The sequence below is a fragment of the Leucobacter alluvii genome (genome assembly GCF_039530485.1).
Lineage (GTDB): Bacteria > Actinomycetota > Actinomycetes > Actinomycetales > Microbacteriaceae > Leucobacter > Leucobacter alluvii.
In genome coordinates, this window is the sequence record NZ_BAAAOP010000006.1 from 168,250 (window position 1) to 182,480 (window position 14,231).

Below are 14,231 nucleotides of genomic sequence, written 5' to 3' on the forward strand. Positions count from 1 at the left end.
TCTGCACATCGCTCCGGCGACCAGTACCTGGGTCTACACGGAATCGGCGGTCAGGAGCGCTGCGCTGCCTCGCTCTCCGCGGCGCTCTCCCGCGGTGGGTTGCGGATGCCGAGGAATGAGACGATCGCTCCCGCGAAGAACAGCACGCCCGTGACGATCGCCGCCGAGTGGAAGCCGCGCAGGTCGAGCTGCCCGCCGACGATCGTCGCGAGGAGCGCGATGACGATGAGTCCGGCGACCCGGGAGATCGCATTGTTGACGGCGGATGCGATGCCGCTGCGCTCGGGGCCGATGGCGCCGAGGATCGCGGCCGTGAGCGGTGCGACCATGATGGAGAGCCCCAAGCCCATGACGACCATCGAGGGCAGCACCTGCCACCAGTAGGAGAAGGGATCCCCGACGAGCAGGAGCAGTAGGGCGCCGGCGCCGAGCAGCAATGGGCCGACGGCCATGAAGAGGCGCGGGCCGTACGTGCCGGCGAGGGCTCCGATCTTGGAGCTCAGGAGCACCATGAGGATGGTGATGGGCAGGCTCGCCAGCCCGGCGAGAGTGGCGGTGAGCGCCGGCCCGTTCGGGTTCTGCAGATACACGCCGATGACGAAGCCGTTGAGCGAGAGCGCCGCGTAGATGAAGAGCGTGGCGAGATTGCCGGTCCAGAAGTTGCGCACGCGGAAGAGCGACAGCGGCAGGATTGGTGAGCTCACCCGCGTCTGCCACCACAGGAAGGCGAGAAGGAGTGCTGTGCCGGCCGAAAGCGGAACCCAGATTACCGGGCTCTCCCAGCCATGCGCGGGCTCTTCGATGAGGGCCCAGACGGCGAGCCCGAGTCCGATGGCGGCCGCCGCGCCGCCGAGCCAGTCGATGCGCACCCCGCGCTGACGGTCGTCGGTATCGGGCAGCTTCTTCAGCATCCAGAGCGTCAGGCCGATGGGAATGATGTTGATGAGGAAGACGAGGCGCCAGGAGAGGTAGTCCGTGAATACGCCGCCGAGGAGAGGCCCCACGATCATCGCGCCCGTCGTGACCGCGGTCCAGGCGCCGATCGCCTGCCCCTGCGCGGCGCCGGAGATGCGGGAGGTGATGAGCGCGAGCGAGCTCGGGAGCAGGAATGCGCCGGCCGCTCCCTGCAGGGCGCGCGCGATGATCATCATCTCGGGGGAGACGGCCAGCCCGACGGCGAGCGAAGCGATACCGAAGCCGATGAGCCCGATGCGCATGATGAATACGCGACCGTACGCGTCTGCGATCGATCCGGCGAGCAGCATCAGCGCACTCAGCGTCACGAGGTACGCGTCGACCACCCACTGCTGCGTGCTGAGACCTCCCCCGAGTTCTTCGGAGATGCGGGGGAGCGCGACATTGGTGACCGACATGTCGAGCGAGGTCACGAACGAGGCGAGAATCGCGATCGTCGTGACGAGTCGCTGCGGTGCGCTCAAGCGCGTATCGGTCATGTGAGCAGGATACGTCGCCCGGGGGCGGTCCGGTGGCTCAGCGGAAGACGCGGCTGATGCCGCTGACGAGCTGCGACAGCTGCACCCAGATGATGACGCGGTATGCCGGGCGCAGCATGAACCCGAGCACGCGGTGCCGTCGCGGCCGATCGCCCGCGCGATCCCAGGAGAACGCGATCCTGATTCGTGTTCCGTCAGCCTCCGGTTCGAGGGTGATGTCGATGGTTCTGGAGTTCGCGCGCGGAGCGTCGGGGAACGCCAGGTTCCAGATGATGCGCCGCTCGGGTTCGCGCGCGAGCAGCCCGATGCGCACTCGTCGGAACGCGGGGGCGACCGTGAGCTCCGTCCCATCGGGGCGGGTGGTGGTCGCGCGAGCGCGCCAGGTTCCGCCCAGGTCATCCGTCGTGCCCTCGGGGCTCGCGGCGACGCTTGCGATCGACGGCTCCCACTCGGGTATGCGGGCAGGATCGGCGAGCAGCGACCACACCTCGGCGGTCGGGGCGGGGATGAAGCCCTCGGTGGTGCCGGCCAGGGGGCTCGATGAGCGCGGAGGGCTCTCGGCGTGCTCGTCGATCGATGCCGCGCTGCCGGAGGAAACGAGGTCGCGCTCGATCGCCGCCCGGCTCGCACCGACCTCCTGGACCACCGCCTCGATGAGGCCGCTGGGTTCCGCGAGCAGCTCGGTGAGCACCGCGACCGCGTCCCCAGCATTGCCGCGGGCATTCGCAGCCGTGAAGATGCGCCCCGCGCGGTCGCTCCACGTGTATCCGTCGGTCTCGTGGAAGACGATGCGGCCGGAGTCTGGCTCACCGACGCTCACGCCGAGGCCGGCGAGCTGCGCGGAGTGCTGCGCGGCGACGCCGGCACGAGCGGCTTCGAGGGTGAGGCCGTGACGGCGCAGGACCCGGCCCGCCCGATCTCGGTCGATGGTGAGCGCGAGGAGCAGATGCTCGATGTCGGCGGTGCGCAATCCGACGCGGGAGGCCTCCTCCATCGCGGCGAGCGAGAGGCGGTGAGAGGTGTCGGCTGACCGAGTGAACTTGCTCATGCGTGCCTCCGGGGGATGACGATCGCGGGATCGATGCGCTTGGCGTATTTCTTGTGCACGGCCTGGCGGGTCACTCCGAGCGCGTCGGCGATCTGCTGCCAGCTCATGCCGGCGAGCAGCCCCGCCTCCACCTGCCGGAGTTCGAGCGTGTCGGCGAGGGCGCGGAGCGAGGTGACCGCGCGCAGTCCTGCGCGCGGATCGCTGAGGTCGGCGGCGCGCGCCGCGATCTGCGAGGATTCCATGGTGTCAACTTACGTTGCTTGCGCAACTCGTGTCAACCCCGGTTGCTTGCCGGTCCCAGGTTCAACGGTCGAAGAACCCGCGCACGTCAAAACCCGAGATCGCCTCGCCCAGTGATCCGAGCCCGCCCTGCGCAGCGTCGAGTGCGGATCCTGCCGTATCGCCCGCGCCGGCTACGGCATCCTCCACCCCGGGCACCGCGTCGCCGAGTCCCGAAAGCGCATCGCCCGCCGCGAAGTCACCCATCATCGCCTCGGGGTCGAGCCCTCCGGCCAGGGCGTCGAAGTCGATGCCAGCACCGGCGGCTTCAGCGAGGAGAGAACCGCCGATCGACGTCGCGATCGCGCCGCCCGCCACGAGTCCGAGCAGGCCGACAGCACCGGCGCCGGCCGCGAGCGCCCCGCGACCACCGCCGCCGCGTGCGGCGCCCGACGCACCCGAGAGCAAGCGGCGCAGTGATCCCGGGTTGCGCGCTTCGCTCCTCGTCGCGGCACGAGCGAGATCGGCGGGCGCCGTCGAGACGGGGCGCTCGCCTGGCGCGAGGCTGCGGTTGAGGTCCTCCTGCAGCAGTGCTCGCTGCGACGGAGTGAGCTTGGCGAAGGCCTCCGCGTGCACCTGCTCGAGCTGCCCGGGCTCAGCCGTCTCCAGCAGATAGTTGTACCGAGCGATTGCCGCGCGGTCTTGCGGGCTCACCGCAGGCGGTGCAGTGCGGGGCCGGTGCGGATCCGGTCGAACGTCTGCCCCAGGAGCCGAGGGTCGGCTCTGCTGATGGCGCGGTTCTCCCGTCACCGCGTCTGCAGCCCGGTGCACCATCGCGCGCCAATCGGTCGCACCGCTGGACGAACCGCCCTGCGGCGCACCGCGTTCGCCCGCGCCGCGCGAGTCGATCGCCTTCTTCGCCAGGTTGAACATCTTCTTCATATTGCTCATGAGTGGTCCTTTGCCGTGCAGATCGAATGGAGGGGAGGAGCGGGGGAGGCAGGCTTCGCGCTCGCCGCAGCATGCGACGGGGTCACCGGATCACGCCGACGCGTCGAGGCGCGCACCGAGGGCCGGCCATGGCCGGCGGGGGTGCGGCGAAGATGGGCGCGGCGTGGTGTGCGGCGTTGCCGAAGGCGGCAGATCGCATGAGAGCGCTCCAAGGGGTGACGTGGGACATCGTCAAGGTCTCCTCCACTGCAAGCAGCTGGCGGTCCGGGATGACACTGATCATCCGTATTGACGAACCCACCACGCGGGAGTACTCCCCTTGGTGCTCACCAACATAGCCGCTGCAGGCCCAGCCCGGCTGGGAAGTGCACCGATCGGGCTCCCGTATGCTCGATGCAGCGCATGGAAAGCCCCGCATCTGCGTGGGCGGAATGATGGAGGCCCAGCCACATGAGTAGTCACACGCACGCACTGCGCGCCAGTCCTCGAGGGCTCTTCCGGGCATTCGCGATCGCTGAGGCCTTCACGTGGGCGGGGCTGATCGCGGCACTCATTCTGCGTGCAACGGACACCGCCGATATCGTCTCCGTTGCGGGCGGCCTCCACGGTTTCGTGTTCCTGTGCTACGGCGTGACGACGGTCTTCGTGTGGGTGAATCAACGATGGCGTTTCGCCCTGGGTGCGACGGGACTGCTGCTCGCGATCGTGCCGTTCGCGACCGTACCGTTCGAAATGATGATCGATCGGAAGGGCCTGCTGAACGGCACCTGGCGGCTCGCGCCCGGCGGCGAGAATCCGCGGAGTTTTCCTGAGCATGTGCAGGCGTGGATCCTGCGCAATGTGATGCTCTCGATCGTCGTGCTGGTCGTTCTGGTCGCGGTGCTGTTCATCACCCTGCTCTGGCTCGGCCCGCCGATTCCGAAGGGCGAGTGACGTCAGCTCCGGTCAGTGCGGACGTCGTCCCGACGCGGAATCGGTCCCAACGAAAAGACCCCCTCACGCAGGAGGGGGTCTTACTGGCGGTGACGGTGGGATTTGAACCCACGGTAGGGGGTTACCCTACACAACTTTTCGAGAGTTGCACCTTCGGCCGCTCGGACACGTCACCGCTAACGAGATTAGCGCATGGAATCGATGAGACGCGAATCGAGGCGCTGCCTCCGCAGGTCTGGCCGTTCTCGCTCCTCGCCGGGCACCTGCGCCTGGCGCACGAGTGCGGCGAGTTCGCCCCGGTCCCCGGCGCTGAGCTTCGCCCGGGCGTGGGCGATGTGCGACTCCACGGTCCGCACGCTGCACCGCAGCCGTGACGCGATCGCCTTGTTGCTGAGACCCTCTGCGACGAGGCGTGCCGTCGCCGACTCGCGAGGTGTGAGTCGCACGTGCTCGCTCGCCGGGAGCAGGTCGACTCGGAACCAGGGATCGACGCGTCGGGCCGCCGCCTCGAGTTCCGCGAGCTTCGTGTCGCATCGGTTGACGCTTCCGGTCGCCCGCCGACGCATGAAGATGCGCTTGGCGGCGCGAGGCGCGAAGGCGGCCGGGGCCCAGAAGCCGGCTTCCGTCAGCGCATCCGCGCACTGCAGCAGCGCCACGGGGTGCTGCTCGTTCGCCGCCTGGACGTGGGCACGGGCCAGTTTTGCGATGTCGAGGGCATGCGATGCGTCGAGCGGCGATTCGTGCAGATGGTCGTATCGGCGAACGCGGGAGCCGATGCGATCCAGGCGCCCGCTAAAATAGGCGAGCACCTGCGTGGGGAAGTCATCCACGATGTCCTCGCGGTTCCCGCCGAGATCGACGTGACCGGTGGCCGTGCGGCGTATGGCACTCCCGGTATCACGGATCAGTGCTGAGAGGCGCACCGGGAGGAATCGCGGGAGCCGAGCCTCGAAGAGTTCCCATTCGCGCAGCGCTCGAGCCATATCGCCCGACGCGATCGCCTGCCCGGCAGCGCCGAGGTGGCCGAGCCAGACCCGGTGCCGCGTCGACGCCGGCAGCGATTCCGTCAACGAGTAGAGTGCGACATCGCTCCCGTCGGTGTCGCCGAGGTAGAGCGCGAGCATCGCCTCGGTGACGATCGCGGCGGAGAGCAGATCGCGCAGCTCGGGCGGGCTCGATACGGCGATGTCGGTGACTCGGGCGATGCGCTCAGTGCATGATGCAGGATCGCTCGGGCGCCTGCCGCGCTTGATGTTCTCCAGATCGATGAGCTGGCCGGCGAGGAGTGCCACTTCTCGCGCCGGGTGCGTCGTCGCGATCCGTTGCAGCGCTTCAGTGTCGGACCCGACGGGGCCGGTCTCGTTCCACCGAGCGAAGACGAACTGCGCGTCGCGTTCTGCCGCGCCGGTGTCGGCGCCGGGGAGCGTTTCGGTTCGCGCCTGCTGCGGAATGGGCGATTCCGCCGTGATCTGGCTCGTGAGGGCGATGGCGGCGATGCGCTGCGATGCCGTGCCGGAAGCGTGTTCGGGAACCGCATTGAGGCTTCGCAGGCCGGCCAGAGCGCCGTGCATGACCGTGGCGGCTCTCGCACGGTCGAGCGGGTCGAGCGTGGCGCCGAAGCCCGCGCCGCGCACGAGCAGGTCCCGGCACTCGGTTCCTGCGCCGAAGCTCAGGGCGTCGAGCGCGACTCGGCGGAACAGGTCTGCCCGCGCCGGGTCGAGCTGCTGATGGATCTCGCCTCCGTCGGTGATCGTCGTGCAGAAATGCGCTTCGCGATCCGAGAGCGGGACGCCGAGGGACTCCTGCAGCAACAGGGTGCGAGCCGCGCGCTGCTCGGCAATGGCCACGATGTCGGCTTTCGTGCGCACTCGCATACCCGCCGCGAAGAGCTCGGGGACGCCGTACGTCGTCGGGTCGGTCGGGGTCTGAATCAGAACGCCGTGCGCCACGAGGGATGCGACGGCAGCGCTGCCGACGAGGTCTTCATGACCGAAGAGGGTGCGCGGCTCGAGCTGCGCGAGCGTGGTCGCTGCAGCGATTTCCGCATCGGTGAGTGAGCTCTGGGCCAGTGCGTGGGCGAATTCGAGTGTCGGGATCCCCGATTCGCTGATCTGGGTCGGTGCCAGCCGAGGCCAGGGTGTGGCGATCACCGCGCCCTGCGCAGCGAGTCGGATCACCTCGATGAGCCACGCAGGGCGACCCCAGGACATGCTGTGCAGCGCGGCGAGCACGCTGGAGTCGAGCGGAGTCGTCGCCACCTCGACCGCGATCTGCAGCGTTTCAGGCAGCGTGAGCGGGTTCAGGTGCACGTAGCGGGTGACGGGCGCGTCATCGTGCTCGGGGGTCAGCAGCTTCGCCCATTCAGCCGCACGGTGCTCGTCGTCAGTCGAGAGGTCGGCGGCCACCGCGCAGAGCACGGGGGCGCCGTTTCGGATCCGGTCGATGAGCGAAAGGATGAGCTCTGGCGCGGCGTGCTCTGCATCATCGACGAGCACGACGTGACCCGGGGCCTCGTGCTCGATGCTCTCGCGTGCTTGCGGCTCGCGTGCGCTGCACCTGAGTACCGGTCGTCCTGAGGCCTGCAGCGCGCTCGCAACGGCGCGCATGATGTGCGAACGCCCGCTTCCGTGCCCGCCGGCCAGCACGATGGTGCCCGGGGCGCCGAGCTCGTCGACGAGGTGCGCGACCATGACGCTTCGCACCTTGCCTCGTTGCACGTGACGCATCACACCGTCCCCCTGAAAGACGAGCCACCCCCGTGGGCGCTGAATATTCGCTCAGCACACACATCTTCTGGGAACACCATAGCCGATGAATAGTCCTGTGGTGAGGGGCTGACATCATGCGAACCGGGCATGCGTCTCAGTAGTGATCAACTGCATCTCGGTATCAAGCGAAGACGCTCTCAGGGGCGTCCACATCCCGTCACAGCGCTACGCGAAGTCGTAGCTTCAGGGAATACGCATAAATAGCCTCGGCGGAGGGGGCTGGACTCTGTCCGCTCCCGGATCTCGCAGTGACGCGGAACATACGTCAGAACGGAAGAGGGGGCCTCCCGTGGGGTACAGAGAAGATCAGCGGAGGAGAAGGTTCGGCAGAGCCACTCGTCCCATAGCAGTGGGTCTGGCGGCGGTGACTGCGCTCGCCTCGGCTTCGGCCTTCGGTATGACCGCCGCGGCGGCAGACGTGCAGGCGCCGAGCGCAGAGGCAGAATCGGCCGGCCACGGGCACGGTCTGTGGATCGACGGGCTCGGGCTGGACGTCGCGAGCACCGCCTCGACCTCGACGGAGTTCCCCGACGTGCCGGGACCGGCCACGAACGGTCTGGACCTCGATCTCCTCCAGTCGGCGACGGTGAACGCGAATGGCATCAATCTCCCGCTGCTGAGCGATGGCACCAACGGTGGCCTCCTCGCACTGGGTGATCTCGGGGCGCTCTCGAGCTTCTCGACCTCGCCCTCGGCGACCTCCTCCATCGCATCCTCGGGCATCATCACCGAAGAGGGCGCGATCGATCTCGGGCCGGTGAACGACCCCGATAGTTTTGCTCCGGCCCAACTCGACGCGAGCGCGCTCGTGCGCCAGGTGCTCGGCGATGCCGTCGCCGACGAACTGCTCAACGAGGCCACCCTGAGCGTCGGCGCACTCGCATCCCGAGTCGAAGCTGAGAACGGCGCGGCGACATCGGAGTACTCACTCTCCGGCCTCGATCTCGAGCTCTCGAGCCCGGCCGTCGGCGGACTCGTCGACGATGTCGACGCACTCGCCGGGGGCCTGCTCGTTGACGTCGAAGCTCTGCTCGCCGAGGGCGGGACGGTGAACACCCTGGTCTCCGATCTGGTCGACACCATAGACGCCCTGCCTCTCGCAAGCGCATCTCTCAACGGGCTCGGCCTCGACACCACGGAGCTGACCACGGAGCTTCGGGCGCAGCTTCTGCAGACGCCGCTCGAGAACTCAGAGGGCAGTGTGTCGGTCGATCTCAGCGACGGCACGATCACCGTTGCTCTCGACGAGCTCGCGGTGAGCGGGCAGCCGGGCGAGAGCTTGAGCAGCCTCGCGCCGAACACGGATGTGCTCAGCGGACCGATGGTCAATGCGATTCTCGACGGCGTGAGCGATGCACTGCTCGGCGACGGTCCGAACTCGCTGGTGACGAAGGCCGTGACACTGATCACTGAGGGCGTGTACGGCGTCGGCGTCACCGCTGATCTCGAGATCGGACTCGGCCTGGACCTGGGCCTGACTACGATCGATGTCGCAGGTGGGTCGGTTCTCATCGAAGGAACGCTCGGCGGCATTCTGGGCCAGGAGGGGTACGATCCCTTGGCGATCAACGCCTCTGACGTGACCTTGCTGCCCGGGCTCCCCGTACCGGTCGATCTCAGCGACGTGCTCCAGCCGGTCCTGGACCTGATCACGCCGGTGGTTTCGAGCATCGGCGCGGCGATCCTCCCCGTCGTAACGACGGCGGTCGCAGACATCCAGCCGTCGCTCGTCGAACTCCTCAACCCGATCGTGACCGAGCTGCTCGACGATGCGCTCGAGCCGGTGCTCACCGAGGTGCTGGCGATCACGATCAACCAGCAGCCGGAGACGAGCGATCTGGGAGCGGACGGCCTCACCGTGCGCGCCCTCAGTCTCACGCTGCTCCCGCTGCTCGGCGACAATTCCGTGAACGTGCAGCTCGGCTCCGCCTCCGCGTTCGCGGAAGCGGCAGCCGCGACGCTCGCCGCATCACCGAATCCGGTCGTGCAGGGCGGCGTCGTCACGCTGACCGGCACCGGCTTCACCGAAGATGAGGACGTCACTGTGACGTTCCCCGACGGGACCACTGAAGTCGTCGTCGCTGGTGCCGGTGGATCGGTCACCGCGACGTGGGATGTGCCCGAAGATTACGCCCCCGGAACCGTGAACTTCTCGGCTGCGGGCGGCACGAGCGGGCTGACCGCGACGGCGTCCACTCAAGTCGTGGCGGCCTCCGCAGCGACCCTCGATGCGGCCCCCGATCCGGTCGAGCAGGGCGGCACCGTGACCCTCACCGGCGGCGGCTACGAAGACGGCGAAGACGTCTCGATCACGCTTCCCGACGGCGTCATCACGACGGTCACCGCTGAAGACGATGGAACCTTCACGACCACGTGGGCAGTTCCCGCGAACTTCCCGGTGGGCGCTGCGAACTTCTCCGCCACGGGTGTCACGAGCGAACTGACCGCCGCGGCGAGCGTTCAGGTCGAGGCAGCAGCAGCGGCGTTGCTCGAAGCGTCACCCAACCCGGTGGCGCAGGGAGGCACCGTGACCCTCGCGGGAGGCGGCTTCGAAGGCTCGGAAGGCGTGCTCATCGAACTTCCCGACGGAACGACGACCACGGTGACCGCGAATGATGACGGCGCGTTCTCCACGACCTGGGTCGTGCCGGACGACTTCGCCGAGGGCGACGCGACCTTCACCGCGACCGGCCTGCTGAGCGAACGAACGGCTACTGCGACGACCGAGGTTGTTGCGGCGGTCGAGGCCACACTCGATGCCAGCCCGAACCCTGTGCTGCAGGGCGGCACGGTCACGCTGACGGGCGGCGGATTCGCCTCCGGTGAAGACGTCACGGTGACCCTGCCCGACGGCACGACGCGAGTGGTACCGGCCGAGCTGGACGGTTCGATCAGCACGACGTGGGAGGTGCCGTCCGATTTCGCGACGGGCACCGCGACGTTCACCGCTCTGGGTGAGGAGAGCGGAGCCACGGCGACCGCGACGACGGAGGTCGAGGCGGCTCCGGTGGCGACGCTCGAAGCGACACCGAACCCGGTGGAGCAGGGCGGAACGGTCACGCTCACCGGCGGCGGATTCACCGACGGCGAGAATGTGACCGTGGTGTTCCCCGATGGCACCGAGGAGATCGTCGTGGCCGGCGAGGACGGCTCGATCACCACGACCTGGGAGGTTCCGGCGGACTTCGAGCCGGGCGAAGCGACCTTCACCGCAACGGGTGAGACCAGCGAGCTGACCGCGACCGCGACCACGGTCGTCGAGGCGGCGGCGGATGCCGATGTGAATGCGAACGCTTCGGCTTCGGCTTCCGCTTCGGCTGATGCGGCGGCTGACGACGAGGCCTCGGCGTCGGCTCAGGCGGCGGCACAGGCTGCGGCGAACGCCGATAACACGAGCGACGCTTCGGCGGCTGCTGATGTGACGGCGAACGCGGCGGCTGAGGTTGCGGCGACGGCGGATGCGTCGTCGGAGGCGTCGGCTGAGACGAACGCGGCGGCTTCGGCTGCGGCGACGGCGAGTGCCGATTCGACGGCGGATTCCGCGTCGGATGCTGATGCGTCGGCGGCGGCTTCGGCTGCGGCGAACGCTGATGCGTCGTCGGCTGCGGATGCGGCTTCTGAGGCGGCTGCCGAGGCGACGTCCTCGGCGGATGCATCGTCCGCGGCATCGGCTGACGCGAACGCTGATGCGGATGCCGATGTGAATGCGAACGCTTCGGCTTCGGCTTCGGCTTCGGCTGATGCGGCGGCTGACGACGAGGCCTCGGCGTCGGCTCAGGCGGCGGCACAGGCTGCGGCGAACGCCGATAACACGAGCGACGCTTCGGCGGCTGCTGATGTGACGGCGAACGCGGCGGCTGAGGTTGCGGCGACGGCGGATGCGTCGTCGGAGGCGTCGGCTGAGACGAACGCGGCGGCTTCGGCTGCGGCGACGGCGAGTGCCGATTCGACGGCGGATTCCGCGTCGGATGCTGATGCGTCGTCGGCGGCTTCGGCTGCGGCGAACGCTGATGCGTCGTCGGCTGCGGATGCGGCTTCTGAGGCGGCTGCTGAGGCGACGTCCTCGGCGGATGCATCGTCCGCGGCATCGGCCGACGCGAACGGCGATGCCGACGGTGCTGAGCTGACGCTCTCCGACCCGGCCGACCGCACGGTGACGGAGGGTGAGGACGCGGTCTTCACCGTCGAGGTGCTCTCCGGCACAGCGACCTCGATCGTCTGGGAGGAGTACACCCCGGTGATGCCGTCCGACGCGGCGACGGAGGGCCTCCAGCCGCTCGCGGTGGGAGCCTGGTCCCCGACGGACGAGGTGGTGTCGCAGGACGGCAGCACCCTCACCGTGGAAGACGCCGAGCTCGTGGAGAACGGCACGCTCTTCCGGGCGGTCGCCACGGATGGCACGACGACGGTCACGAGTGACGCTGCAGAGCTGACGGTGCTCGCGGCCGGAGCCGCCGACGCCGATAGCAGCGCGGGCGGAGCGGCCGACGCCGGTGGAGCGGCCGACGCCGGTGGCACGTCCACGGCGAGCGGGTCCTCCAGCGCGAGCGGGTCATCCTCCGCCAGCGCCTCGGGTTCGAGCAACGCCTCGGGCGGTGCGAAGTACCTGAGCAACACGGGCGGTGAGAGCCAGTTCGGTCTCGGCATCGCCGGGCTGCTGCTGGTGCTGGCCGGTGCCGGTATCGCGGTGACGGTTCGCCGTCGCAACGCGGCACGGCACACCTAAGCGGTACTCATGAAGGCGTGCGGTCGGGAAAGCCCGGCCGCACGCCTTCGTCATTGACACGCGCGACCCGCGGGTGCCGCGGCGGTTCTCTCAGTGATAGGTTCGCCAAGACTGCCCGCACTCCCTTCCGGCAAGACAGGAGCAGGTGTGATCCCTGAATCGACGCAACCGAGCGCGCGACCCGCGGTGAAGCTGTGGGTCCGGCTCGTGGCCTGGGCGGCAGTGCTGCTCGCCGCCTGGCACATCCTCGCATCGTTCTTATGGATCGCGCCGTACTCGGTGAACGCTCGAGAGGTGATCCCGGGGAATGCGCTGAGCTCGTACATGCTGCCCATGTTCGGTCAATCCTGGAGCGTCTTCGCGCCCGAACCGGTGAACGGCGACTATCACTTCAACGTACGCGCCACGGTGGAGAACGACTCGGGAGAGCGCACCGAGACGGGCTGGGTCAGCGCGACAGACGTGGAGCTCTCGATGATCCGCTACAACCTCACTCCGCCGCGGGCGGGCATTCAGTCGACGGAAGTCGCGTCGAGCTTCAAGAAGTCGTTCGACGCGCTCACTGAAGTGCAGCGCACCACCGCCTCGGGCGACTTCATGACCGCGGAATGGGAGGTCGGGTTGCGTGCCGCGCTCGAGAACGGCGCGAAGAACTCCGGGCTCGATCCTGCAGCGATCGAGAAGAATGCTGGAGCAGTCGATCAGTTCATGGCCGACGAGCGTCGCTCGACCGCCTACGCGACGCAGGTGGCGAAAGCCGTCTGGGGCGACGAGGTCGTGTCGGTGCAGTACCGCGTGAGTCGCCAGAACATCATCCCGTTCGCCGAACGCCACAACCCCGATGCGAAGCGCCCCGAACCCTCGGTCGTGCTGCCCGGATGGCGACCGCTGGTCGTGGAAGAGGGACAGAACGAGGGCAACTTCGCCGACGTGTTCCGGCCGCAGTTCGAGAGGATCTCAGAATGACCGACCAGCGCCCCGCTCCCGCCGGCCGGTTCGGCGCATTCCTCGGCAGCCTGATCGCTGCGGTCTGGTCGGCCGTCGCACTGACCGTCGGTCGCGCCTTCGACTTCGTCGAGCACTGGTTGTTCACGGGCAAGAAGTCGCTCTACGGGCTCGCCGTCACGCGCATCGTCTTCGGATGCACCGCGCTCGGCCTGCTCGCCGCGAACTTCGGCACGCGCCTCTACACATTCGGCTCCGGATCGGCATGGAACGGAGAACTCGCGCAGCCGGTCAGCGATTTCCCGAAGGTCTGGATCTTCAGCGCGTTCCACGCCGTCGCCGGCAGCGACGTCGCGTTCACGCTCCTGTACCTCTTCCTCGGGGCGCTCGCCGTGCTCTTCCTGCTCGGATGGCGATTCCGGATCGTGCTGCCCCTGTTCTTCGTGCTGTGGATCAGCTTCATCGAGATGAACGACATGGTGGGCGATCAGGGCGACAACATGTTCCGCATCGCGCTCATCCTCATGTTCTTCGCGGATCCCGCGGCCCGGTGGTCGCTCGATGCCCGACGGCGCGCGAAGCAGGAGTGGTTCCCCGCTGGATCTTCGGGAAATCAGATCGGCACGGTGCTCCACAATCTCGCACTCGTCGCGCTCACCGCGCAGGTCACGTTCGTGTACGCGTCAGGCGGGCTGTACAAGGCCCAGGGCGCGCCGTGGGCAGAGGGGTACGCGGTCTACAACCCGCTGCAGACCATGCGGTTCGGCACGTGGCCGATTCTGAGCGACATCGTGACGGCGTGGGGGCCGGCCGTCGCGATCGGCACCTGGGGATCGATTCTGCTGCAGGTCGCATTCCTGTTGATGCTGCTGTCGCGGCCGACCCGCTTGTTCGCCCTCTTCGGGATCCTGAGCTTCCACATCGCGATCGGCGTGCTGATGGGCCTGCCGTGGTTCTCGCTCACGATGATCGCGATCGATTCGATCTTCATCCGCGATCGGAGCTGGAAGCACCTCAGCGATGCGGTGTCGCGGCGCTGGCGACAGCACATGCGCGGTGATGCGGGGTCGTCGACCCGGAAAGCCGGGCGGTCGGTCGCTTCCGATCGAGCTGAGCCCGCGGAGAGCTCCGAGCTGCCCCCGCAGAAGCGGGCCGGCCGGAAGGTGGCCGCGCCGGGATAGGTCGGT

9 protein-coding genes and 1 tRNA gene are annotated in these 14,231 nt (G+C 68.3%); 4 read left to right on the top strand and 6 right to left on the bottom strand.

Annotated features, from left to right (window positions below):
• Positions 1-50 precede the first annotated feature (50 nt).
• From ABFX18_RS09325 to ABFX18_RS09340, 4 genes are all read right to left on the bottom strand, one after another.
• The gene (locus ABFX18_RS09325) at positions 51-1,454 is read right to left on the bottom strand and encodes an MFS transporter (protein WP_346058124.1); all 1,404 of its coding nucleotides are present in this window, start codon (positions 1,452-1,454) and stop codon (positions 51-53) included.
• A 37-nt stretch (positions 1,455-1,491) separates the two neighbouring features.
• The gene (locus ABFX18_RS09330; RefSeq protein ID WP_346058125.1) at positions 1,492-2,502 is read right to left on the bottom strand and encodes an SRPBCC family protein; all 1,011 of its coding nucleotides are present in this window, start codon (positions 2,500-2,502) and stop codon (positions 1,492-1,494) included.
• Complete coding sequence (locus ABFX18_RS09335) at positions 2,499-2,744, bottom strand: hypothetical protein (protein ID WP_090151554.1); 246 nt, start codon at positions 2,742-2,744, stop codon at positions 2,499-2,501. The genes ABFX18_RS09330 and ABFX18_RS09335 overlap by 4 nt, the downstream gene beginning before the upstream one ends.
• Before the next feature lie 61 nt (positions 2,745-2,805).
• The gene (locus ABFX18_RS09340; RefSeq protein ID WP_346058126.1) at positions 2,806-3,672 is read right to left on the bottom strand and encodes a cation-transporting ATPase; all 867 of its coding nucleotides are present in this window, start codon (positions 3,670-3,672) and stop codon (positions 2,806-2,808) included.
• A gap of 450 nt (positions 3,673-4,122) precedes the next feature.
• Here ABFX18_RS09340 and ABFX18_RS09345 point away from each other — a divergent pair, with 450 nt between their 5' ends.
• Positions 4,123-4,605 (top strand): DUF3817 domain-containing protein, encoded by a 483-nt coding sequence (locus tag ABFX18_RS09345; protein WP_346058127.1) that lies wholly within the window; start codon positions 4,123-4,125, stop codon positions 4,603-4,605.
• An 84-nt stretch (positions 4,606-4,689) separates the two neighbouring features.
• Here ABFX18_RS09345 and ABFX18_RS09350 read toward each other — a convergent pair.
• A tRNA-Ser gene (locus tag ABFX18_RS09350) sits at positions 4,690-4,780 on the bottom strand.
• Positions 4,781-4,790: 10 nt separating this feature from the next.
• Positions 4,791-7,295 carry a helix-turn-helix transcriptional regulator gene (locus ABFX18_RS09355; RefSeq protein WP_346058128.1) on the bottom strand — a complete coding sequence of 835 codons (2,505 nt, stop codon included), beginning with the start codon at positions 7,293-7,295 and terminating at the stop codon, positions 4,791-4,793.
• 442 nt (positions 7,296-7,737) lie between these two features.
• On the opposite strand from ABFX18_RS09355, the gene ABFX18_RS09360 reads away from it, so the two are divergent.
• The 3 genes from ABFX18_RS09360 to ABFX18_RS09370 all read left to right on the top strand — a co-directional run bounded on the left by ABFX18_RS09360 (position 7,738) and on the right by ABFX18_RS09370 (position 14,225).
• Entirely contained in the window at positions 7,738-12,099 is a 4,362-nt protein-coding gene (locus ABFX18_RS09360; RefSeq protein WP_346058129.1) for a choice-of-anchor G family protein, read from the top strand.
• 147 nt (positions 12,100-12,246) lie between these two features.
• On the top strand, positions 12,247-13,065 hold the full coding sequence (locus tag ABFX18_RS09365) for a DUF5819 family protein (protein ID WP_346058130.1): 819 nt from the start codon (positions 12,247-12,249) through the stop codon (positions 13,063-13,065).
• The gene (locus ABFX18_RS09370; protein ID WP_346058131.1) at positions 13,062-14,225 is read left to right on the top strand and encodes an HTTM domain-containing protein; all 1,164 of its coding nucleotides are present in this window, start codon (positions 13,062-13,064) and stop codon (positions 14,223-14,225) included. The genes ABFX18_RS09365 and ABFX18_RS09370 overlap by 4 nt, the downstream gene beginning before the upstream one ends.
• The last annotated feature ends 6 nt before the right edge of the window (positions 14,226-14,231 follow it).